Source organism: Microbacterium sp. NPDC091676 (genome assembly GCF_044756645.1).
Taxonomy (GTDB): Bacteria; Actinomycetota; Actinomycetes; order Actinomycetales; family Microbacteriaceae; genus Microbacterium; species Microbacterium paraoxydans_D.
Genome location: NZ_JBIVTI010000002.1, coordinates 179,228 through 200,898, shown reverse-complemented (window position 1 = coordinate 200,898; position 21,671 = coordinate 179,228). Strand labels below are relative to the sequence as shown.

Sequence of the window (21,671 nt, the reverse complement as noted above, 5' to 3'; positions counted from 1 at the left end):
GGCACAGCGCTGTGCATTCTGCCTACCGTACGGCGGCGCTCTGCCGGTCGAGTGCGCGGGATGCGCAGCTTCGAGTGCACGGTTTGCCCAGCGCCCGCCATCCGTTCTAGGGTGGCGCGACCCCTCTCGGATCACAGCAAGGATGCTCTGACGATGACTCTCTCCGCCCGCGCCGGTCTCGACGCCGTGCCCGCCTACCGGCAGGGGCGCTCCGCCCCGGCCGGTGCCTCCAAGCTCTCCTCGAACGAGTCGCCGCACCCGCCGCTGCCCTCCGTCGTGCGCGCCGTGCAGGACCGGGTCGCCGGCATCCACCGGTACCCCGACATGAGCGCCGCCGCGGTCCGGGAGGCGCTCGCCGCCCGGTACGCCGTCGACCCGGCCCAGGTCACCGTCGGGGCCGGATCGGTGGAGATCGCCGCCCAGCTCCTCCACGCGGTCGCCGGCGAGGGCGACGAGGTCGTGTTCGCGTGGCGGTCCTTCGAGGCGTACCCCTCGCTCGTCCGGATCGCCGGGGCGACGCCCGTCGCCGTGCCGCTGGACGCCGACCACGGGCACGACCTCGACGCGATGCTCGCCGCGATCACCCCGCGCACGCGCCTCGTCTTCGTGTGCAACCCCAACAACCCGACCGGTACCGTCGTCGACGCCGGGGCCCTGGAGCGCTTCGTCGCCGCGGTGCCGCACGACGTCCTCGTCGTCATCGACGAGGCCTACGTGCACTTCGACCGCACGGACAGCCGTGGTGCCGGCATCGAACTGTTCCGTCGCCACCCGCACGTCGCGGTGCTGCACACGTTCTCCAAGGCCTATGGCCTGGCCGGGCTCCGTATCGGCTACGCGATCGCCCCCACCGCGATCGCCGAGGCGCAGCGCAAGGTGGCCGTGCCGTTCGGGGTCACCGACCTCGCCCAGGCCGCGGCCCTCGCCTCGCTCGCCGCGGAGGACGAGCTCGCCGTCCGCATCGACGAGGTCGTGGCGCAGCGCGATCGGCTGTACACCGTGCTCACCGCGGCAGGCTGGCCCGCCGTCCGTTCGCAGGCCAACTTCGTCTGGGTCCCGGCGGGGGAGCGCACCGGCGAGCTCGACGCCCTCCTGCACGCCGGGGGCGTGGTCGCCCGCGCCTTCCCCGGCGAGGGCGTGCGCATCTCGTCCGGATCCGCCGCTGACATCGACCGGGTGGAAGCCGCCCTCGAGACCGAGCTCGCCGAGGTGAACGCATGACCGATGGACGCATGACCAACGATCCCGTGACCGAGGTCCCCGTCACCACGACGACCACGAAGGGGCTGCACCCGGGCCTCACCCGCCGCCAGATCTCCATGATGGGGCTCGGCGGCGCGATCGGCGCGGGGCTGTTCGTCGGCTCCGGGCAGGCGATCAGCATCGCCGGACCCGCGGTCCTCATCTCGTACCTCGTCGCGGGCGGCATCGTCGTGCTCGTGATGGCGATGCTCGCCGAGATGGTCGCGGCGCGGCCGAGCTCCGGTGCCTTCAGCTCCTACGCCCAGAAGGCCATGGGGCGCAGCGCCGGGAGCGCGGTGGGCTGGCTGTACTGGATCCAGCTCGTCGTCGTGATCGCCGCCGAGGCGACCGGCGCGGCCGGGATCGTGGCCAACTGGGTCCCGGGGATCCCGGCGTGGGTCTGGGTGCTGGTCTTCGTCGTGGCCCTCACCGCGGTGAACCTCTTCGGCGTGCGCAACTACGGCCGCTTCGAGTTCTGGTTCGCGGCGATCAAGGTCGTCGCGATCATCGCCTTCCTCGTCGTCGGCGTGTGCGCGATCGTCGGACTCATCCCCGGTGTGCCGGCGACCGGCATCTCGAACCTGGTGGATGAGGGCGGCTTCGCCCCGCACGGCATCACCGGCATCGCAGCGGCCCTCCTCATCGTCGTCTTCGCGTTCGGCGGCACCGAGGTCGTGGCGATCGCGGCGGCCGAATCCGACGACCCCGCGCGCAACATCCGCCGGATCGTGCGCGAGGTGCTCGTGCGCATCCTCGTCTTCTACGTCGGGTCGATCTTCGTCATCGTCGCCGTGCTCCCGTGGGACGACCCCGCGGTGCAGGCCGGTCCGTTCTCGGCCGTGCTGGACACGCTGAACATCCCGGGCGTCGGCCTCGTCATGGACCTCATCGTGGTGATCGCGCTGCTCTCGGCCATGAACGCCAACATCTACGGGGCGTCGCGGATGGCGTACTCGCTGGGGGAGCGGGGGCTGGCGCCGCTGCCCGTCACCCGGACGAGCCTCAAGGGCGTGCCGTTCGTCGCCGTCCTCGCCTCGGTCGCCTTCGGCTTCGTCACCGTCGGGCTGAACTGGGCGTTCCCCGATGTCGTGCTCCCGGCGCTGCTGAACGTCGTGGGGTCGACCCTGCTGGTGATCTGGACGGCGACGGCGATCTCGCAGATCGTGCTGCGCCGGCGGGCCGACCGCGCCGGCGAGGCGATGCCGATGCGGCTCTGGGGCTTCCCCTGGGTCTCGGGGCTCTGCCTGGTGCTGCTCGCGGCCGTGATCGCGCTGGCGATGATCGACCCGGCCGCGCGCATCCAGCTGCTGCTCACGCTCGGGCTCACCGCCGTGCTGCTCGTCGTCGCCCGCCTGACGCGGGGTGTGGCCCGCCCCGGGATCGTCAAGGAGTGACGTGCGGATCGATCGCCTCGACGCCGCGTTGATCCGGCTGCTGACGGAGTCGCCGCAGCTGCCCCTGCTCGAGTGCGCACGCCGGCTGGGCATCGCGCGGGGGACGGCGACCAGCCGTCTCGCGCGCCTGCACGAGGGCGGCGTGATCGAGGCGATCGTGCCGCGCATCGATCCCGCCGGTTTCGGGTACGGCGTCGTGGCGTTCTGCCTCGTCGAGATCGATCAGAAGGTCGGACACGACGACGTCGCCACCGCCCTCGCGGACGCGGTGCCGGAGATCGTCGACATGCACACCGTCACGGGCGCGAGCGACATGCAGCTCCGGCTCGTCGCCCGCGATGCGACGCGGCTCCAGGAGGTGCTGGACCGGGTGGCCCTCGTGCCGGGCGTCGCGCGGACCGCGTCCTCCATCGCCATGCGCACGCACCTCTCCGGTCGCGTGCTCCCGCTCGTGGAGCACGTGGCCGACGAGACCCCCTGACCGGGCCCCGGGCTCGGGGCCCGGCCGGCCAGCCCGTCGGTCAGACCCAGCCGGGCAGCCAGTTGTGCAGGCGCCAGAAGTCGTACGGCACGCTCATCCCCGTCCACAGCGGCAGGAAGAACGCCGAGACGAGGACGACGATACCGAGGAAGATCAGGACGGTCCGCTCTCCCGACTGGCGGCGCGGGAGCGGATCCTCCCGGCGCCCGGCGATGATCCGCAGCGTGACGGTGAGCGCGAGCACGAGGAACGGCATCATCACGACCGTGTAGAACTGGAAGATCGTCCGGTCGGGGAACAGCAGCCAGGGCAGGTAGGTCACCGCGAGCCCCACGAGCGGCAGGCTCAGCGCGGGGCCGACCGGCTGCCGCGTGATCCAGCCGCGGACGAGGCGGTAGAGCAGGTACACGCTGGCCGCGACGCCGCCGTACCAGATGAGCGGGTTGGGGATCGCCGAGATCACGCCGATGCAGTGGTCGACACCGCATCCGGTGGGGTCGCCGTCCACCCACACGGCGGTCGGGCGGAGCAGGAAGGGCCACTCCCATGCCGGGCTCGCGTACGGGTGCCCGCGGGTGAGACCCACGTGGAAGCCGAGCATCGCCTGGTGGTAGTTCCACAGGGCGATGAGCGGGTTCGGGTCGCTGCCGCGGTCGTAGCCGTTCGCCGTCACCAGCCATCCTGTCCAGCTCGCGAGGTAGACCGCGAGGGCGGGCACGACGAGGAGGACGAACGACACCGGCCCCTGCCGGAAGACCGCGGACGCCGGCCACACGACGACCCCGCCGCGGCGCCGGGCGAGGGCGTCGGTGATGACGACGTAGAGTCCGAAGCCCGCGAGCACGTACAGCCCCGACCACTTCACCGCCGAGGCGGCGCCGAGTGCGAGCCCCGCGGCGACGAGCCAGGGGCGGCGCCAGAGGATCGGTCCCCACAGCGGGTGCTCGTCGTCGGGGTCCCGGCGTTCGAGCAGGGGGATCGTGCGCTGGCGGTCGATGAGAACGAACAGCACCCCCAGGAGCACGAAGAAGGTGAGGATGCCGTCGAGCAGCGCGATCCGGCTCATCACGATGCTGAGGCCGTCGATCGCGAGGAGCGTGCCGGCCACCGTCGCCGCCACGACCGAGCCGGTCAGGCGCCGGGCGATGAGGAAGACCAGCAGCACCGATCCCGCACCGAGCAGGGCGGTCGCCAGACGCCAGCCGGCGCTGTTGTCCGGGCCGCCGATGGCCATGCCGAGCGCGATGAGCCACTTCCCGAGCGGCGGGTGCACGATGAACGCGCCCTTGTTCGTCAGCGGGAGCTCCTGCAGGGTGACGAAGGCGTCGTTCGCGTTCTCGCCCCACACCCCCTCGTAGCCGAGGCTCCACAGCGACCAGGCGTCTTTGACGTAGTAGGTCTCGTCGAAGGCGAGCTGGTGCGGGTGGCCGACGTTCGCCAGACGCAGCACCGCCGCGAGTGCGGTGACCAGCAGCGGGGCCAGCCAGCCGATCGCCCGGCCCCAGTCCGGCGCGTGCAGCACGCGGTCGCGGAGCCGCTCGTAACGCGTGAGGCGCTCCTCGGGGAGAGGCAGGAGGGGCTCGGGCGCGGTCACCGGTCCAGCCTAGACACACTCCGCCCTGTGCTCCCGGTATGCCGGCCCCGGAGCCGCCTCGACGGTCCGCCGCGGGCCCGCGCCTAAGCTGGGCGGGTGATCATCCTCGCCGCGACCCCGATCGGAAACCTGGGCGATGCGTCGCGGCGCCTCGTGGAGGTGCTGGAGAACGCCGAGATCGTCGTCGCGGAGGACACCCGCACGACGCAGCGCCTCCTGCAGGCCCTCAAGATCGACAACCGGCCCCGCCTGATCGCGCTGCACGACCACAACGAGAAGCAGAAGGCCGCGGAACTGGCCGCGCTCGCCGCGGAGACCGACCTCGTGGTGCTGAGCGATGCGGGCATGCCGACCGTGAGCGATCCGGGGTACGGCCTCGTCGCCGAGGCGGTGGCGCAGGGGGTCACGGTGACCGCGATCCCGGGGCCCAGCGCGGTGCTCATGGCCCTGGCGATCTCGGGGCTGCCGACGGACCGCTTCACCTTCGAGGGGTTCCTGCCGCGGAAGCCGGGGGAGCGCCGGGCGACCCTCTCCGCCCTCGCTGCCGAGCCGCGCACGATGGTGTTCTTCGAGTCGCCCTCGCGCCTGGCGACGACCCTCATCGACATGGGGGCCGCCTTCGGCGCGGACCGCCGGATCGCCGTGTGCCGGGAGCTGACGAAGCTGTACGAGGAGGTCCGTCGTGGCACCGCGTCCGAGCTCGCCGCCTGGGCCGCCGACGGCGTGAAGGGCGAGATCGTGGTGGTCGTCGAGGGGGCGCCGCGGCGGGAGGCCTCCCCGGAGGACGCCCTCGCCCAGGTGCAGGCCCTGGTCGCGGACGGCACCCGCTTGAAGGAGGCGGCCTCCGAGGTCGCGGCCCTGACGGGCTTGTCCTCCCGGGATCTGTATCAGGCGGCCCTCGCGGCGCGGTCACGGTGACTCCCGTCGCAGATCCGCACCGGGGTCGCAGGGATGCGGGGGTCGGGGGCGACACGAGCCCGGATCTGCGACCTCCCGCGGGAGAGGACTCGGTCGCGCGTGCCTACGACGCGAGGGCCGTGGAGTACCGGGAGGTCGCGGGAGACCTGGGGCTGATGGATCCGCGCGACCGCGAGCTCATCCGGAAGTGGCGCGATGAGACTCCGGGACGGCTGCTCGACGCGGGCTGCGGCCCCGGGCACTGGACGGCCTTCCTGCACGGGGACGAGGGCGCAGAGCCCGGAACCGGGCGGGACGTCGAGGGGCTCGACCTCTCTGCGGCCTTCGTCCACGGGGCGCGGGCGCGGTATCCGCACCTCTCGTTCCATCACGGGTCGTTCCGGACGCTGCCGCAGGCATCGGGCACGGTCGGCGGCGTCCTCGCATGGTACTCCGTGATCCACACGCCTCCGGCCGAGCTGCCGGAGGTGTTCGCCGAGTTCGCCCGGGTGCTCGCCCCCGGCGGGAGCCTGCTCCTCGGCTTCTTCATCGGCGAACCCCGGGTGATCTTCCCGCATGCCGTCGCACCCGCGTTCTTCTGGACCACCGACGCCCTGTCCCCGTTGCTCGTCACGGCCGGTCTCGAGCTGCAGTGGTCCGAGACCCGCGAGCGCGAGCCCGGCGAGATCAGCTCCCGCCCCCACGGCGCGCTCCGCGCCCTCCGCCCCTGACCTGCCCCGTCCAGGCACGCCCTCGCAGATCTGCGCCGTGTCGCAGGTCTGCACCGTGTCGGACATATGCACCGTGTCGGACATATGCACCGTGTCGCAGAGACCGACTCGATCCCTGCGACACCGACGCGAATCTGCGCCGGCGCGCGGGAGGGGCAAGGGGAGGGGGGCAAGGGGAGGGGGAGACTGTCCTACGCTGACAGGAACAGGACCAGGACCTGGACCAGAACCGCGACCGAGAGGAGATCCGCGTGAGCAAGGCCGCGACGGTGTACGACGTCGCCGATCGCGCCGGAGTGTCGATCGCGACCGTGTCGCGGGTGCTGCGTTCGCCGGAGGCCGTCCGTCCGGTGACCCGCGAGCGGGTGCTCGACGCGGTCTCCGCGCTGGGGTACGTCCCCAGTGGGAGCGCGCGGGGTCTCGCGGAACGCCGGACCGGGGTGCTGGGGCTGTACTTCCCCGGATTCGACGCCGCCGAGGACGCTCCGCCTCTCGACGTGCTGTCCGCCGCCGCCCGCCCGCCGTTCACGGTCGTGACGGACGAACAGGACGCGCCGCACTCCACGATGCTGTTCCTCGACGAGGTCCTCCGCGGCGCCGAGCTGGAGGCGTGGAAGCAGGGGTTCGTGCTCATGGTGGGCGTCGGCCGCGACGATCCCGACCGCTCCACCGTCCGCGACATGGCCGGCCGTGTGGACGGGCTCATGGTGCTCGCCCGCAGCGTGCCGGACGACGTGCTCGCCCGGCTGGCCCGCCGCATCCCGGTGGTCGTGCTGTCCGGACCGCCGCGGGGCGATGCCTACGACCACGTCACGGTGAGCAACGTCGAGGCGATGGGGGAGCTGACCCGCCACGTGCTGTCCCAGGTCGGGGAGGGGGAGATCGCCTTCCTCGCCGGCCCGGCCGACTCGCCCGACGCCGAGCAGCGGTGGGAGGGCGTGTCGACCGCGCTCGCCGCCGCGGGCCGCGATCCGGCGGCGGTACGCATGCTCCGGGGTGACTTCACCCGCGCCTCCGGGCGTCGGGCGGGGGCGGAGCTCGCGCACGACGGCGTGCCCGCGGCTCTCATCTCCGCCAACGATCAGATGGCCCTCGGCGCCATGGACGTGTTCCGGGGCGCGGGCGTGCGGGTGCCGGACGACGTCCTCGTCACGGGGTTCGACGGCATCGAGGCGGCGACCCTGGTGTCGCCCCCGCTGACCACGATCCGGCAGCCGATGATCGAGCTCGGGCGCGCGGCGGTGCAGGTGCTCGCGCGACGGCTCGAGCAGCCGGACGCCCCGCCGCTCACCACGCGTCTGCCGCTCCAGATCCTCCTCCGCGAGAGCTCCACGCGCCCCTCCTGAGCCGACGCGACAGCGCCGCCTCGGAGGTACCCCCGGCTCACCACGGGGTTGCCGATTCAAAATGTATGCGCTTACAATCTGGTGTACGGCTTCGGCCGGCAGGACTCCCCACCCCCCGGGGCGCCCTTCATGACAGAGACGACATGAGGTCATCCAGTGGCAGAGACGCACACCTTCCGACGCTGGCGCCGCGCCGCCGTCGTGGGGCTCGCGGCCGCAGCGGTCGCGCTCAGCGGCTGCAGCATCCAGATCAGCTCGCAGCCCGACCCCTCGATCGGCGACGACACGATGCTCATCAACGCCGACAAGGGCAACCCGTTCTTCACGCAGAACTTCAACCCCTACCTCACGAACACCCGGACGGCCTCACGGTGGATCTACGAGCCGCTCATCCTGGTGAACCCGCTCGACGGCGAGCTCACCCCGTGGCTCGCGTCCGAGTGGACCCAGCCCGACGCCCGCACGATCGTGATGACGGTCCGCGACGGCGTGGAGTGGAGCGACGGCGAGGCGCTCACCCCGGAGGACGTGGCGTTCACGTTCCAGCTCATCAAGGACGAGCCTTCGCTCGACATCAAGGGCGCGTGGCAGCACATCGACCGCATCGAGGTCGACGGCGACGACGTGGTGTTCCACCTGCAGAGCGACGACGCGCCCTCGCTGTCGATCCTCGGGCAGACCATGATCGTGCCCGAGCACCTGTGGGCCGATGTGAAGGACCCGGCCACCTGGCGCAACGAGGACCCGGTCGGGACGGGGCCGTTCGTGCTCGGCAACTACAACGACCAGCAGTACTCGATGGACCGCAACCCGGACTACTGGCAGGCAGACAAGATCGAGATCGAGCACATCATCCTGCCGGCCACGAACACCCAGCTCGACACCGTGACCCGCGGCTACGACTGGGCCTACTCCTTCATCTCCGACGTCGAGGGCACCTGGGGGGCGGCGAGTCCCGACAACACCTGGTGGTTCCCGCCGGGCGGCGTCATCTCCCTCGTGCCCAACCTCGAGGTCGCCCCCTTCGACGACGTCAACGTCCGTCGCGGCATCGCGCTCGCGCTCGACAGGGAGGAGATCGCGGAGACCGCCTCCGAGGGCTACATGCAGCCCGCAGGGCAGACCGGCCTCATCCTGCCCAACCAGGAGAAGTACCTCGACCCGGAGATCCCGGACCAGGGCATGCTCGCCCAGGACCACGACGCCGCGCTGGCGGCGTTCGCCGAGTCCGGGTACACCCTGCAGGGTGACCAGCTCGTCGGACCGGACGGGGAGCAGCTCGCCTTCTCGCTGACCACGGCCAACGGCTACTCCGACTGGACGCGCGCCGCCCAGACGGTGCAGCGCCAGCTCGCGGACGTCAGCGTCAAGGTGTCGCTCAAGCTCCCGCAGCCCGCCGGGTATCAGAGCGCGATCGGCACCGGCGACTTCGAGATGGCGATCGGCGGCATGGGCAACGGCGACGTGTACCAGGCCTACAACAGCCTGCTCTCCAGCGACTTCTACGTGCCGGCCGGCGAGGTCACGACCAACAACTTTGAGCGCTACCGCTCCCCGGAGGCCGACGCCCTGCTGGAGGAGTTCCGCGCGACGATCGATCCCGACCGCCAGACCGAGATCGTGCACGAGCTGCAGAGCATCGTGTACGAGGAGGTCCCCGTGATCGGCCTCTACTACGGCGGCATCTGGGGCCTGTTCAACGACGCGAAGTTCACCGGCTGGCCCTCCGCGGAAGACCCGTACATGATCCCGCAGAACTACGACTCGGCGCCGCTGGGGATCTTCACCCACCTGAAGCGCACGGACGGAGGGGACCAGTGAAGTACGTCCTCCAGAAGATCGGCCTGTTCGTGCTCACCCTGTGGGCCGCGATCACCCTGAACTTCTTCCTCCCGCGACTCATGCCCGGCTCTCCGGCCGACGCCGCGATCGCGAAGCTCTCCCAGAACGGTCCGGTCTCGGACGCCACGCGCGCCGCGATCGAGGCGCAGCTCGGGGTGCCGACCGGTTCGATGTGGGACCAGTACGTGGCCTACCTGGGCCAGGTCGTGCGACTCGACTTCGGCGTCTCTTACACGTTCTACCCGCAGACCGTGTCGAGCATGGTCTCCACCGCGCTGCCCTACACGCTCGGCCTCGTCGGCATCGTCACGATCCTCGCCTTCGTGATCGGCACCCTCATCGGCGTGATGGCCGCCTGGCGGCGCGGCACCTGGCTGGATTCGCTGCCCACGCTGACCGGGTCGTTCCTCAGCACGTTCCCGTACTTCTGGACGGCGCTGCTGCTGCTGTTCTTCCTCGGCTACGTGCTGCACTGGTTCCCGACCACCGGCGCCTACTCGGCGACGACCACTCCGGGGTTCACCTGGGACTTCATCGTCGACCTCGTCCGGCACGCGTTCCTGCCCGCCCTGACGATCCTGCTCACCTCCCTCGGTGGCTGGATCATCGGCATGCGCAACGCGATGATCAACACGCTCGGCGAGGACTACATCACCTTCGGCGAGGCGAACGGCCTCCGCGGTCGCACGATCGCCCTCCGCTACGCGGCCCGCAACGCGATCCTGCCGAACCTCACCGGCTTCGGGCTCACGCTCGGCGGCGTGGTGGGCGGCTCGATCCTCGTCGAGCAGGTGTTCGGATACCCGGGCATCGGCTACCTGCTCTTCAACGCCGTGATCGGGCAGGACTACCCGCTCATGCAGGCGCTCTTCCTGATGATCACCGTGAGCGTGCTCATCGCCAACTTCCTCGTGGACATCCTCTACGGGGTTCTCGACCCGAGGACTCGCCGATGACGACCCCGAACCCCACCCCCAGCACCGTGACCGTCAAGGTCCCCACCGCCCGCATCGCTGCGCCCAGCCCCTGGCGCGCCTTCGGCCGCATGGTCGGCACCCTGTGGTCCAACGGCAAGGCCCGCATCGGCCTCTGCCTCCTCGCGTTCTTCGTGCTCGTCGCCGTGTTCGCCCCGCTCCTGGCGCCCTACGGGCCGAAGGAGAACGGGTTCCCGCGCAACGCCGACGCCTCGTGGGAGCACTGGCTCGGCACGACCGCCGCGGGGGAGGACGTGCTCAGCCAGCTCATCTACGGCGCCCAGGTCAGTCTCCTCGTGGGCTTTGCGGCCGGGTTGCTCTCCACGATCGTGGCCGTGCTGATCGGTCTGAGCTGGGGCTACATGCGCGGGTTCGCGGGCGAGGTCGTCGGGTTCATCGTGAACCTGTTCCTCGTGATCCCCGGCCTGCCGCTGATGATCGTGATCGCGGCCTACCTGCAGAACGGCGGCATCCTCATGATCATCGCCGTGATCGTCGTGACGGGCTGGGCGTGGGGTGCGCGCGTGCTGCGCAGCCAGACCCAGTCCCTCCGCGGCAACGACTTCGTCACCTCGGCGCAGTTCTCCGGCGACAGCAGGGCGCGGATCGTCTTCCGCGAGATCCTGCCGAACATGACGTCGATCATCGCCGGCACCCTCTTCGGGGCGGCGACGGCGGCGATCCTCGCCGAGGCGGGCCTGGAGTTCCTCGGCCTCGGCGACTCCAGCATCGTCAGCTGGGGCACGATGCTCTACTGGGCGCAGAACTCCAACTCCCTGCTCACCGGACAGTGGCTGCTGCTGTTCGCGCCCGGTCTGTGCATCGCACTGCTCGCCCTCAGCCTCACACTCATCAACTTCGGCGTGGACGGCATCTCCAATCCGCGCCTGCGCGAAGGGAAGGGCCGATGAGCGCCATGGAGCACGACGACATCCTCCTCGACGTCCAGTCGCTGTCCGTGGAGTACGCCTCCCCGGGCCAGGTGCCGGTGCCGGCGGTGCGCGACGTGTCGTTCGCGCTGCGGCGCGGCGAGTTCGTCGGGCTCGTCGGCGAGTCCGGCTCGGGCAAGTCCACGCTGGGCTTCGCGCTGACGCGGCTGCAGAAGCCACCGGCGCGCATCAGCGGCGGCCGCATCCTCTTCGACGGCCGCGACATCCGCGAGCTCGACGCCGAGGAGCTGCGGCGCCAGCGGCAGGGCGGCTTCGCGATGGTGCTGCAGTCCGGCATGAACGCGCTGAACCCCGTGCGGACCGTGGGCAACCACTTCCGCGACATCTTCGCCGCGCACGGTCATGTGCCCGCCGAGCAGCGCCAGGCCAGGGCGCGGGAGCTCGTCGGCAAGGTGGGGCTGAAGCCGGAGGTGCTCGACCGGTACCCCGGTGAGCTCTCCGGCGGCATGCGGCAGCGCGCCTCGATCGCCCTCGCCCTCTCGCTCGAACCCCAGCTGATGGTGTTCGACGAGCCGACCACGGCGCTCGACGTGCTCGTCCAGCACGCGGTCATGGACACGATCCAGGAGCTGCAGCGGTCCGAGCGCTTCACGGCGATCCTCATCAGCCACGACCTCGGCATCGTCCTCGAGGCGACCGACCGGGTGATGGTCATGCACGAGGGACGCATCGTGGAGGACGCCCCCAGCCAGGACATCCTGCACCGTCCGCAGGACGAGTACACCCGGATGCTGCTGAGCCACTACGCCGACCCGCGCGCCGAGAAGATCGAGATCCCCGGATTCGTCGATCTCGGCACCCGCCGCCGGGAGGGACGCAGCCGCACGGACGTCACCGAGACCCTGCCGACCGTGTCGCCGCGGGACGCCCGCCGAGCGGATGCCGCGATCGTCGTGGACGGCGTGACCAAGCGCTATCCGGCACCGCGCCGCGGGCAGGATCCGGTCGTCGCGGTCGACGACGTGTCCTTCCGCCTGGAGCCGGGGGAGGCGCTGGCACTGGTCGGTGCCTCCGGCTCGGGCAAGTCGACGATCGCGAAGATGCTCACCGGGGTCGAGAAGCCGACCGCGGGCCGCATCCGCTTCGGCGATGTCGATGTGGCGGCCCTGAAGCGCCGAGGACTCCGCGACCTCCGCAAGGACGTGCAGATGGTGTTCCAGGATCCGTACGCGGCCCTGAACCCGCTGCGCACCGTCGAGTACGCCCTGACCCGTCCCGTCGTGAACTACACGAGCCTGCGCGGGGCGGAGGCCAGGGCCCGCGTGCTCGAACTGCTGGAGACGGTGGGCCTGACGCCCGTCGAGCAGTTCGCCGCCAAGCTGCCGCACCAGCTCTCCGGCGGGCAGCGGCAGCGCGTGGTGATCGCCAGGGCGCTCGCGAGCGACCCGCAGGTGCTCATCGCGGACGAGCCGGTGTCGATGCTCGACGTGTCGCTCCGCGCCGGCGTGCTCGCGCTGCTGGAGGACCTCCGCGAACGGTGGGGCATCAGCATGCTCTACATCACCCACGATCTGCTGAGCGCGCGGCTCGTCACCGAGAACATCCTCGTGCTCAACAGCGGCCGCGTCGTCGAGCGGGGCGAGACCTCGCAGGTGCTGCAGCATCCGGAGGACCCGTACACGGTCGAACTGCTCGACGCCGTGCCGAACCCCGCCCGCGCCCGCTGACGCGCGCCGGACGACTGCAAGAAAGAGAGAGGAGCGCATCCGTGCTCGCATTCCCCGACGGCTTCCTCTGGGGCGCCGCGACCGCCGCCCACCAGGTGGAGGGCAACAACACCACGAGCAACTGGTGGGCGATGGAACACGCGCCCGACTCGACCATGGTCGAACCCTCCGGTGACGCCGCCGACCACTTCCACCGCTACCCGGAGGACATGCGGCTGCTCGCCGAGGCCGGGCTGAACTCCTACCGGTTCTCGGTCGAGTGGGCGCGGATCGAGCCGGAGCGCGGGTTCGTCTCGCGGGCGATGCTCGACCACTACCGCCGGATGATCGACACCGCCAGAGAGAACGGGCTGGACCCGACGGTCACCCTCATGCACTTCACGGTGCCGCAGTGGTTCCAGAAGGACGGCTTCTGGCGTGCCGACGACGCGGTGGACCTGTTCTCCCGCTACGTGGAGACCGTGCTGCCGATCCTCGACGGCGTGCGCTACGTGTGCACGATCAACGAACCCAACATCGCGGCGATGCTCGCCGGGGGCGAGGACGCGGCGAACCTCGTCGCCTACGGCCTGCCGAACCCCGACCTCGGCGTCGCGGACACCCTGCTGACGGCCCACCGGCGGGCGTCCGAGATCCTGCACACGGTGCCCGGGGTGCAGGCGGGCTGGACGATCGCCACCCAGGCCTTCCACTCCACCGGCGAGCCCGGCGCGGACGAGATGCTCGCGACGTACGGCGACCCGCGCGACCACTGGTACCTGGAGCAGTCCGCCGGGGACGACTTCGTGGGCGTGCAGGCCTACACCCGCACGTTCATCGGCCCGGAGGGACCGCTGCCGGTGTCGCCCGACGTGGAGACGACGCTGACGGGCTGGGAGTTCTTCCCCGAGGCCCTCGAGCTGGGCGTGCGCAGCGCGTGGGAGCGCAGCGGCGGTGTCCCCGTGCTCGTCACGGAGAACGGCATCGCCACGGCCGACGACACCCGCCGCATCGCCTACACGCAGGGCGCGCTGGAGGGTCTGCACCGCGCCATCAGCGACGGCATCGAGGTCCGCGCCTACCAGCACTGGAGCGCGCTGGACAACTACGAATGGGCGAGTGGATTCCGGCCGACGTTCGGTCTCATCGGCTTCGACCACGAGACCTTCGAGCGGTTCCCGAAGCCCTCGCTGGCCTGGCTCGGCGAGGTCGCCCGCCGCAATGGGCTCTGACGAGCCGCACGGCGTAACCACGGGCATGGGGGCACCTAGAATTGTCCCCATGCCCGCTGGCGACTCCTTCTACATCACCACGCCCATCTACTACCCCTCCGATGTGCCGCACATCGGTCACGGGTACACGACGGTGGCCGTCGACACCCTCGCACGGTGGCACCGCCAGGCGGGCGACGACACCTGGATGCTGACGGGCACCGACGAGCACGGTCAGAAGATGCTGCGGGCCGCGGCCGCCAACGGCGTCACCCCGCAGGAGTGGGTCGACAAGCTCGTCAGCGAGAGCTGGTTCCCGCTGCTGAAGACCCTCGACGTCGCGAACGACGACTTCATCCGCACCACGCAGGAGCGGCACGAGACCAACGTGCAGACGTTCTTCCAGCGTCTGTACGACCGCGGCTACATCTACGCGGGCGAGTACGAGGCGCTCTACTGTGTGGGCTGCGAGGAGTTCAAGCCGGAGTCGGAGATCGTCGACGGCACGGGTCCCTTCGAGGGGCTGAAGGTCTGCGCCATCCACTCGAAGCCGCTGGAGCTGCTGCAGGAGAAGAACTACTTCTTCAAGCTCAGCGAGTTCCAGGACCGCCTGCTCGAGCTCTACAAGACCGAGCCCGACTTCGTGCGTCCCGATTCGGCGCGCAACGAGGTCGTCTCGTTCGTGAGCCAGGGCCTCAAGGACCTCTCGATCTCCCGCTCGACCTTCGACTGGGGCATCCCGCTGCCGTGGGACGAGTCGCACGTCATCTACGTGTGGGTCGACGCGCTGCTCAACTACGCCACGGCCGTCGGCTACGGCTCCGACGAGGAGACCTTCGCGCGCCGCTGGCCCGCCTACCACGTGGTCGGCAAGGACATCCTGCGCTTCCACGCCGTCATCTGGCCCGCGCTGCTGATGGCGGCGGGGCTCGACGTCCCGAAGGGCGTGTTCGCACACGGCTGGCTGCTGGTGGGCGGCGAGAAGATGTCGAAGTCGAAGCTCACCGGCATCGCGCCGACCGAGATCACCGACGTCTTCGGCTCCGACGCGTACCGCTTCTACTTCCTGTCCGCGATCGCGTTCGGTCAGGACGGATCGTTCTCCTGGGAGGACCTGTCCGCGCGGTACCAGGCCGAGCTCGCGAACGGCTTCGGCAACCTCGCCTCGCGCACGACCGCGATGATCGAGAAGTACTTCGAGGGCATCGTGCCGCCGGCGGCCGAGTACACCGCGGCCGACCTCGCGATCCAGAGGATCGTGGCGGACGCCGCGACGAAGGCGGACGCGGCGATCGGCCAGTTCCGCATCGACGAGGCGATCTCCGCGATCTGGACCATCGTCGACGCGCTCAACGGGTACATCACCGAGAACGAGCCGTGGGCGCTCGCCCGCGACGAGGACCAGCGGGAGCGTCTGGGCACCGTGCTCTACACCTGCGCCGAGGGGCTGCGGGCGCTCGCCGTGCTGCTGTCGCCGGTGATGCCGCAGTCGACCGAGAAGCTGTGGATCGCGCTCGGCGCCGCGGAGACCCTGGGTCGGCTGCAGGACCAGCCGATCCGCGAGGCGGGCTCCTGGGGCGTGCTGAAGCCGGGGACGAGCGTCAACGGCCTCGCGCCGCTCTTCCCGCGCGTGGAGTCCACGGCCTGACGACGGGGCAGGACACCATGGCGGAGACCTACGTGCGCGAGCGCTCGGGCGACGGGCGCAAGGACCGGACCTATCCGGCGGCCCCGGAACCCCTCGCGGTGCCCGTCTACGACAACCACGCGCACCTCGAGATCGCCGATGGTGACCAGCCCATGTCTCTCAAGACCCAGCTCGACCGGGCGGAGGCGGTCGGCGTCATCGGCGTCGTGCAGGCCTCCGGAGACATCGAGTCGTCCCGCTGGGCGGTCGAGGCCGCCGCGTCCGACCCCCGGGTCCTCGCCGCGGTCGCCATCCACCCGAACGACGCCCCGACGTACGCGGAGGAGGGTCGCCTCGACGAGGCGCTCGCCGTGATCGACGAGCTCGCCGCGCATCCGCGCACGCGCGCGATCGGCGAGACCGGGCTCGACTTCTTCCGCACCGAACCGGAGCGCCGTGCGCCGCAGTTCGCCTCCTTCGAGGCGCACATCGCGCTCGCGAAGACGCACGGCATCGCGATGCAGATCCACGACCGGGATGCGCACGAGGCCGTGCTGGAGACGCTGGCGCGGGTCGGTGCCCCCGAACGCACGGTGTTCCACTGCTTCTCGGGGGACGAGGCGATGGCCCGGGTGTGCGCCGACGCGGGCTACTACCTGTCGTTCGCCGGCAACGTGACGTTCAAGAACGCGCAGAACCTGCGCGACGCGCTGAAAGTCACCCCGCTGGACCGCCTCCTCGTCGAGACGGACGCTCCGTTCCTCACGCCGGTCCCGCTGCGGGGCCGCCCGAACGCGCCGTACCTCGTGCCGCTCACGGTGCGCTTCCTGGCCGCGGAGCTCGACCTGGACGTGGACGAGCTCGCCGCGCAGCTCGCCGAGAACACCCTCCGGGTCTACGGCTCGTTCGCCGACTGACCCTCCGGCTCGACGTCCTCCGGCCCCGTCTCGGCGACCGGCTTCGCACTGACGATGTGCGAGATGGGCTTCCACACCAGCACCAGGGTGATCGCCGCTCCGCCGAAGGCGAACCACCAGGGCGCGGTCAGGCCCCAGGTCTGCGCGATGACGCCGCCGAGGGCCTGGCCGACGATCATGCCGCCGAAGACGCCGACCATGTTGACTGAGGCGACGCGCCCCTGCAGGGACGCGGGGACGAGCCGCTGCCGGACGGTCGTGGAGATCGTGCCCCACACGAAGGCGTACGCCCCGAAGAAGAACATGATGACGAGGGCCACCGCGCCCGTGGTGGTCAGGGCGAACGCGAGGTGCATGAGCACCTCGAGCGACAGGACGATGCGCATCAGGCTCGCGAACGACACGTGCCGCTCCAGCCAGCCGAAGCTCAGCGTCGCGAGGATGCCGCCCGCCGCGGACGCCGTGGTGAGGGCGCCGTAGCCCACGGGCCCCATCTGCAGGTGCTCGGTGGCGTAGAGCACGAGCACGCCCCAGGGCGCGGCCCAGGTCACGTTGAAGACGAGGATGATGAGCACGAGCATCCGCACCGGCGGGTTGTGCCATAGCCAGCGCAGCCCCTCCGCGATGTCGGTGTGCACCGGCGGGTGGGTCTCGGTCTCCCGCGGTGGGACGGGCGTGCGCGCCATGCGGGAGATCAGGACGATCGCAAGCGTCACGCACAGCACCTCGACGAGGAACGGCCACGCGCTCCCGGCGGCGAACAGGAACGCGCCCAGCGGCGGTCCGGCGAACTGGTTGGCGACGAGGTAGCCGGCCTGCAGGCGGGCGTTCCCGATGCCGAGGTCGGCCGGCTTCACGAGCATCGGCAGCAGCGTGCTCCCCGCGGTGTCGACGAAGACCTCCGCGGTGCCGTAGAGGAACGCGACCGCCAGGACGATCCCGATGTTCGCGGTTCCCGTCACGAGGAACACGCAGAGCGCCGCGAGCACGACGGCGCGCACGGCGTTGGCGGTCATCACCAGGCGCCGCCGATCGAAGCGGTCGGCGATGGCCCCCGCGTGCAGGCCGAAGAGCAGCCACGGCAGGAACTGCAGGATGGCGCCGGAGGCCACGAGGATCGGCGACGACGTCATCGACGCGATGAGCAGGGGAGCGGCGGCCAGCGCCACGCCGTCTCCGATGTTGCTCGTCCACGACGACGCGAGCAGCCAGCGGAAGTCCCTGCCCAGGCGCCGCGGAGCGATCAGTTCACCGAGGGAGGGCACCCCCGAAGGATAGCGATGATCACGGACATCACCCAGGAACCCACCCAGGATCCGGGCACGGCTCGTCATCCGGGAGAATGGGTGCATGACCGTCACGTTGCTCGGGGCCACCGAGATCCGCCGTCTGGCCGCCGAGCTCGATGTCACCCCCACCAAGAAGCTCGGACAGAACTTCGTCGTCGACGCCAACACCGTCCGCAAGATCGTCCAGGCCGCCCGCGTGCAGCCGGGGGAGCGAGTGGTCGAGGTCGGACCGGGACTCGGGTCCCTGACCCTCGCGATCCTCGAGGCCGGGGCTGCGGTCACCGCGGTGGAGATCGACCACCGGCTCGCCGCCCGCCTGCCGCAGACCGCCGACGAGCACGGCGTGCCGGAGGGGATGCTGACAGTGGTCGACGCCGATGCGCTCCGCGTCACGGAGCTGCCGGGGGAGCCGACCGTCCTCGTCGCGAACCTGCCGTACAACGTGTCGGTGCCCGTCCTGCTGCACTTCCTGGAGACCTTCCCGTACCTGCAGCGGGGCGTCGTGATGGTGCAGGCGGAGGTGGCCGAGCGCCTCGCCGCGAAACCCGGCTCGAAGATCTACGGCTCGCCCAGCGTCAAGGCCGCCTGGTACGGCGAGTGGAAGCTCACCGGCACCGTCTCCCGCCAGGTCTTCTGGCCGGTGCCGAACGTGGACAGTCTCCTCGTCGGCTTCGACCGCTCCGAGGGCGAGCGCGGCCCGGTGGAGGAGCGCCGGCGCACCTTCGCCATCGTCGACGCGGCTTTCAACCAGCGACGCAAGATGCTGCGGCAGGCCCTCTCCGGCATCTTCGGCAGCTCCGCCGCGGCGACCGAGGTGCTGACCGCGGCCGGCGTCGCGCCGACCGCCCGCGGGGAGGACCTGACGGTCGACGACTACCAGCGGATCGCCCAGCACGCAACGGCGATCGAGGGTTCGGGCGTCAGCGGCTAATCTGGCACCGTGACCGACTCCCCCCGCTTCCGCCCCGACGTCCCCGAACTGCACCGCCCGTACGCTGCCGACGAGGGCCGCTACGGACGGTTCGCCTACCGTCAGGTCGGCGCCTCCGGCCTGTACCTCCCCCCGATCTCGCTCGGGCTCTGGTGGAACTTCGGCGACAACATCCCGCTCGACAACCAGCGGGCGCTCCTGCGCCACGCGTTCGACAACGGGATCACCCACTTCGACCTGGCGAACAACTACGGCCCGCCGTACGGCTCGGCGGAGAAGAACTTCGGCCGCATCTTCGCGGAGGACCTGCGTCCGTACCGCGACGAGCTGATCATCTCGTCGAAGGCCGGCTGGGACATGTGGCCCGGACCGTACGGCGACTACGCGAGCCGGAAGTACATCCTCGCGAGCGCCGAGCAGTCGCTCACCCGCATGGGGCTGGACTACGTCGACATCTTCTACTCGCACCGCGTCGACCCGGTCACCCCGATCGCCGAGACGGTCGGGGCGCTCGACACCCTGGTGCGCCAGGGCAAGGCGCTGTACGTCGGCATCTCCTCGTACAGCGCCGAGCGCACGGCCGAGGCCGTTGCCGTGGCGAAGGAGCTGGGGACGCCGCTCGTCATCCACCAGCCGGCCTACTCGATCCTCAACCGCTGGATCGAGGACGGCCTCACGCAGACCCTGGAGGAGTCGGGCCTCGGCGCCATCGCCTTCACCCCGCTCGCCCAGGGCCTCCTCACCGACAAGTACCTCGGCGACGGCACGGCCGAGCGCGCGCAGCAGCGGGGTTCGCTGCCGAAGGGCAAGCTGACCGACGAGGCCGTCGAGACGCTCCGTGCGCTGAACGAGGTCGCGCAGGGCCGGGGGCAGTCGCTCGCGCAGCTCGCGCTGCAGTGGACGCTGCGCACCCCGGTCGTCGCCTCGGCGCTCATCGGCGCGTCGCGCACAGAGCAGCTCGACGAGAACCTCGCCGCGCTCGACGGTCCCGCGTTCACCGACGAGGAGCTCCGCCGCATCGACGAGCTCGCGGGCGCCATCGACGTCAACCTGTGGGCGACCTCGTCGGACCTGTGATCCGCTCATGAGCCTCGCCGCGTCCTCCGGGTCCGTGCACGTGCGCGCGCCGGGGAAGATCAACGTCTACCTCGGTGTCGGCGGGCGCCATGACGACGGCTATCACGCCCTCGCGACGGTCTTCCAGGCGGTGTCGCTGTATGAGGACGTGATCGCCAGGGACGCCGACGACTTCTCGATCACGGTGACCGGGGTGGAGGATGACGGCTCGGTGCCGCTCGACGACCGGAACCTCGCGATGCGGGCCGCCAAGCTGCTGGCGATGGCGACGGATCACCCGGGCGGCGTGGCGCTGCAGATCCGCAAGAGCGTCCCCGTCGCCGGTGGCATGGGCGGGGGCTCCGCGGACGCCGCGGCCGCCCTGGTCGCCTGCGACGCACTGTGGGGCACGGGACTCTCCGCGGCCCGCTTGCACGATCTCGCGGCCCGGCTCGGTGCGGATGTCCCCTTCGCGCTGCACGGCGGCACCGCCGTGGGCACCGGCCGCGGCGATCAGCTGAACCCGGCTCTCGCCCGTGGCCGCTTCGACTGGCTGCTGGTGACCAGCGAGGAGGGGCTGTCCACGCCCGCCGTGTACACCCGGCTCGACGAGCTGCGCGAGGAGGAGGGGGCGCTCGCCGACGATCCGCCGCTCTCGCTGGACGTGCCGATCCCGGTGCTGCAGGCGCTGCGGACCGGAGACGCCTGGCAGCTCGCCGACGCGCTCCACAACGATCTCCAGGCGGCCGCGCTCGACCTGCGACCGGATCTCGCGCAGACCATCGAACGCGGGGTCGCGGCCGGTGCGCTGCACGGTCTCGTGTCCGGCTCGGGGCCGACCGTGGCCCTCCTCTGCGCGGATCCCGAGTCCGCGCAGGCGGTGCAGACGGCCCTCCGCGAGGGTGGTCTCGATCCGCTGCACGTGCACGGCGCCGTGCCCGGAGCCCGCATCATCGGCTGAGCCCTGGCGCGTTCACGCGCGGGTCCCGTCACACGCGCGGCCCCGCTCACTCCGCCTGCAGGAGCGCACTCACGCGATACGGGATGACCTCACGGAGGAACAGGCTCGTCGACGTGCGCAGGATGCCGGGGCACAGACGCACGACTTCGGCCACGCGGTAGAGGTCGTCGGGGCTGGTCGCGACGACGCGCAGGAGCAGGTCGGTGTCCCCGGCGGGGGCGAAGCACTCCAGCACCTCGGGGATGCGGCTGAGCGCCTCGATGGCGGCGGTGATCTGATGCTGGTCCAGCTCCACGAGGATCGATGCCGCCACGCCGCGGCCGAGTGCCGCGGGGAGGACACGGGCGCTGTGCGGGCGCAGTCGGCCGCTCGACTCCAGGCGTTCGAGGCGCGCATGCACGGTCCCACGGGCGAGACCCAGGTCCTGAGCGATGAGGGCGACCGGACGTCGCGGGTCGGTGTCGAGCACGGCGAGGATACGGCGATCGGTCGCGTCGAGCAGAGTGGCCATATCGTTCACCGTCATCGTCCCCGCCCGTGGTGGATTGGTCAGATCGATCAACCAGGATTCCGGCTCTGGTC

Annotated in this window: 19 protein-coding genes; 16 read left to right on the top strand and 3 right to left on the bottom strand. The window is 70.9% G+C overall.

Annotated elements, in window-relative coordinates:
• The first annotated feature begins 153 nt into the window (after positions 1 to 153).
• Genes hisC through ACIQID_RS14030 form a run of 3 tightly spaced genes read left to right on the top strand, consistent with a single transcriptional unit; the run spans position 154 to position 3,117 of the window.
• Positions 154 to 1,221: a histidinol-phosphate transaminase gene (hisC, locus tag ACIQID_RS14040; RefSeq protein ID WP_400286208.1), complete on the top strand. Its 1,068-nt coding sequence runs from the start codon at positions 154 to 156 to the stop codon at positions 1,219 to 1,221.
• 11 nt (positions 1,222 to 1,232) lie between these two features.
• Positions 1,233 to 2,636, top strand: a complete 1,404-nt coding sequence (locus tag ACIQID_RS14035; protein ID WP_400287133.1) for an amino acid permease — start codon at positions 1,233 to 1,235, stop codon at positions 2,634 to 2,636.
• A gap of 1 nt (position 2,637) precedes the next feature.
• Positions 2,638 to 3,117 carry an Lrp/AsnC family transcriptional regulator gene (locus tag ACIQID_RS14030; protein ID WP_105950214.1) on the top strand — a complete coding sequence of 160 codons (480 nt, stop codon included), beginning with the start codon at positions 2,638 to 2,640 and terminating at the stop codon, positions 3,115 to 3,117.
• Between the two features lie 40 nt (positions 3,118 to 3,157).
• Here ACIQID_RS14030 and ACIQID_RS14025 read toward each other — a convergent pair whose 3' ends face one another.
• Positions 3,158 to 4,711, bottom strand: a complete 1,554-nt coding sequence (locus ACIQID_RS14025) for a dolichyl-phosphate-mannose--protein mannosyltransferase (protein WP_400286204.1) — start codon at positions 4,709 to 4,711, stop codon at positions 3,158 to 3,160.
• A gap of 96 nt (positions 4,712 to 4,807) precedes the next feature.
• Between ACIQID_RS14025 and rsmI the strand changes: the two genes are divergently transcribed.
• The 10 genes from rsmI to ACIQID_RS13975 all read left to right on the top strand — a co-directional run bounded on the left by rsmI (position 4,808) and on the right by ACIQID_RS13975 (position 16,852).
• On the top strand, positions 4,808 to 5,629 hold the full coding sequence (rsmI, locus tag ACIQID_RS14020) for a 16S rRNA (cytidine(1402)-2'-O)-methyltransferase (protein ID WP_400286201.1): 822 nt from the start codon (positions 4,808 to 4,810) through the stop codon (positions 5,627 to 5,629).
• Positions 5,630 to 5,748: 119 nt separating this feature from the next.
• Positions 5,749 to 6,339: a class I SAM-dependent methyltransferase gene (locus ACIQID_RS14015; protein ID WP_400286198.1), complete on the top strand. Its 591-nt coding sequence runs from the start codon at positions 5,749 to 5,751 to the stop codon at positions 6,337 to 6,339.
• Between the two features lie 251 nt (positions 6,340 to 6,590).
• The gene (locus ACIQID_RS14010) at positions 6,591 to 7,685 is read left to right on the top strand and encodes a LacI family DNA-binding transcriptional regulator (protein ID WP_400286195.1); all 1,095 of its coding nucleotides are present in this window, start codon (positions 6,591 to 6,593) and stop codon (positions 7,683 to 7,685) included.
• 156 nt (positions 7,686 to 7,841) lie between these two features.
• The gene (locus ACIQID_RS14005) at positions 7,842 to 9,506 is read left to right on the top strand and encodes an ABC transporter substrate-binding protein (protein WP_400286192.1); all 1,665 of its coding nucleotides are present in this window, start codon (positions 7,842 to 7,844) and stop codon (positions 9,504 to 9,506) included.
• Complete coding sequence (locus tag ACIQID_RS14000; RefSeq protein ID WP_187661998.1) at positions 9,503 to 10,483, top strand: ABC transporter permease; 981 nt, start codon at positions 9,503 to 9,505, stop codon at positions 10,481 to 10,483. The genes ACIQID_RS14005 and ACIQID_RS14000 overlap by 4 nt, the downstream gene beginning before the upstream one ends.
• Positions 10,480 to 11,412, top strand: a complete 933-nt coding sequence (locus ACIQID_RS13995) for an ABC transporter permease (protein WP_025105609.1) — start codon at positions 10,480 to 10,482, stop codon at positions 11,410 to 11,412. Before ACIQID_RS14000 ends, ACIQID_RS13995 begins: the two co-directional genes overlap by 4 nt.
• A 5-nt stretch (positions 11,413 to 11,417) precedes the next feature.
• Positions 11,418 to 13,118: an ABC transporter ATP-binding protein gene (locus ACIQID_RS13990; protein WP_400287131.1), complete on the top strand. Its 1,701-nt coding sequence runs from the start codon at positions 11,418 to 11,420 to the stop codon at positions 13,116 to 13,118.
• A 41-nt stretch (positions 13,119 to 13,159) separates the two neighbouring features.
• A complete protein-coding gene (locus ACIQID_RS13985) occupies positions 13,160 to 14,329 on the top strand; it encodes a glycoside hydrolase family 1 protein (protein WP_136051661.1) in 1,170 nt (389 codons plus the stop codon).
• A gap of 49 nt (positions 14,330 to 14,378) precedes the next feature.
• Complete coding sequence (gene metG / locus ACIQID_RS13980) at positions 14,379 to 15,956, top strand: methionine--tRNA ligase (RefSeq protein ID WP_400286186.1); 1,578 nt, start codon at positions 14,379 to 14,381, stop codon at positions 15,954 to 15,956.
• 17 nt (positions 15,957 to 15,973) lie between these two features.
• A complete protein-coding gene (locus tag ACIQID_RS13975) occupies positions 15,974 to 16,852 on the top strand; it encodes a TatD family hydrolase (protein WP_400286183.1) in 879 nt (292 codons plus the stop codon).
• On the opposite strand, the gene ACIQID_RS13970 is transcribed toward ACIQID_RS13975, so the two are convergent.
• On the bottom strand, positions 16,831 to 18,117 hold the full coding sequence (locus ACIQID_RS13970; RefSeq protein WP_331201896.1) for an MFS transporter: 1,287 nt from the start codon (positions 18,115 to 18,117) through the stop codon (positions 16,831 to 16,833). The two genes, ACIQID_RS13975 and ACIQID_RS13970, sit on opposite strands and share 22 nt — an antisense overlap.
• An 85-nt stretch (positions 18,118 to 18,202) precedes the next feature.
• Between ACIQID_RS13970 and rsmA the strand changes: the two genes are divergently transcribed.
• The 3 genes from rsmA to ACIQID_RS13955 are packed head-to-tail and all read left to right on the top strand — an operon-like array spanning position 18,203 to position 21,089.
• A complete protein-coding gene (gene rsmA, locus ACIQID_RS13965) occupies positions 18,203 to 19,072 on the top strand; it encodes a 16S rRNA (adenine(1518)-N(6)/adenine(1519)-N(6))-dimethyltransferase RsmA (RefSeq protein ID WP_400286178.1) in 870 nt (289 codons plus the stop codon).
• Between the two features lie 9 nt (positions 19,073 to 19,081).
• Positions 19,082 to 20,149 carry an L-glyceraldehyde 3-phosphate reductase gene (gene mgrA, locus ACIQID_RS13960; RefSeq protein WP_060922917.1) on the top strand — a complete coding sequence of 356 codons (1,068 nt, stop codon included), beginning with the start codon at positions 19,082 to 19,084 and terminating at the stop codon, positions 20,147 to 20,149.
• A 7-nt stretch (positions 20,150 to 20,156) separates the two neighbouring features.
• On the top strand, positions 20,157 to 21,089 hold the full coding sequence (locus ACIQID_RS13955; RefSeq protein ID WP_312675293.1) for a 4-(cytidine 5'-diphospho)-2-C-methyl-D-erythritol kinase: 933 nt from the start codon (positions 20,157 to 20,159) through the stop codon (positions 21,087 to 21,089).
• A gap of 46 nt (positions 21,090 to 21,135) precedes the next feature.
• Here ACIQID_RS13955 and ACIQID_RS13950 read toward each other — a convergent pair whose 3' ends face one another.
• Positions 21,136 to 21,600, bottom strand: a complete 465-nt coding sequence (locus ACIQID_RS13950) for an Lrp/AsnC family transcriptional regulator (RefSeq protein WP_136051667.1) — start codon at positions 21,598 to 21,600, stop codon at positions 21,136 to 21,138.
• Positions 21,601 to 21,671 lie beyond the last annotated feature (71 nt).

Bases quoted from the DNA above. Each gene is read 5' to 3' on its own strand.
- hisC (WP_400286208.1), top strand. From the start codon at position 154: ATGACTCTCTCCGCCCGCGCCGGTCTCGACGCCGTGCCCGCCTACCGG.
- ACIQID_RS14035 (WP_400287133.1), top strand. From the start codon at position 1,233: ATGACCAACGATCCCGTGACCGAGGTCCCCGTCACCACGACGACCACG.
- ACIQID_RS13995 (WP_025105609.1), top strand. From the start codon at position 10,480: ATGACGACCCCGAACCCCACCCCCAGCACCGTGACCGTCAAGGTCCCC.
- ACIQID_RS13990 (WP_400287131.1), top strand. From the start codon at position 11,418: ATGGAGCACGACGACATCCTCCTCGACGTCCAGTCGCTGTCCGTGGAG.
- metG (WP_400286186.1), top strand. From the start codon at position 14,379: ATGCCCGCTGGCGACTCCTTCTACATCACCACGCCCATCTACTACCCC.
- ACIQID_RS13975 (WP_400286183.1), top strand. From the start codon at position 15,974: ATGGCGGAGACCTACGTGCGCGAGCGCTCGGGCGACGGGCGCAAGGAC.
- rsmA (WP_400286178.1), top strand. From the start codon at position 18,203: ATGACCGTCACGTTGCTCGGGGCCACCGAGATCCGCCGTCTGGCCGCC.
- ACIQID_RS13955 (WP_312675293.1), top strand. From the start codon at position 20,157: ATGAGCCTCGCCGCGTCCTCCGGGTCCGTGCACGTGCGCGCGCCGGGG.
- ACIQID_RS13950 (WP_136051667.1), bottom strand. From the start codon at position 21,600: ATGGCCACTCTGCTCGACGCGACCGATCGCCGTATCCTCGCCGTGCTC.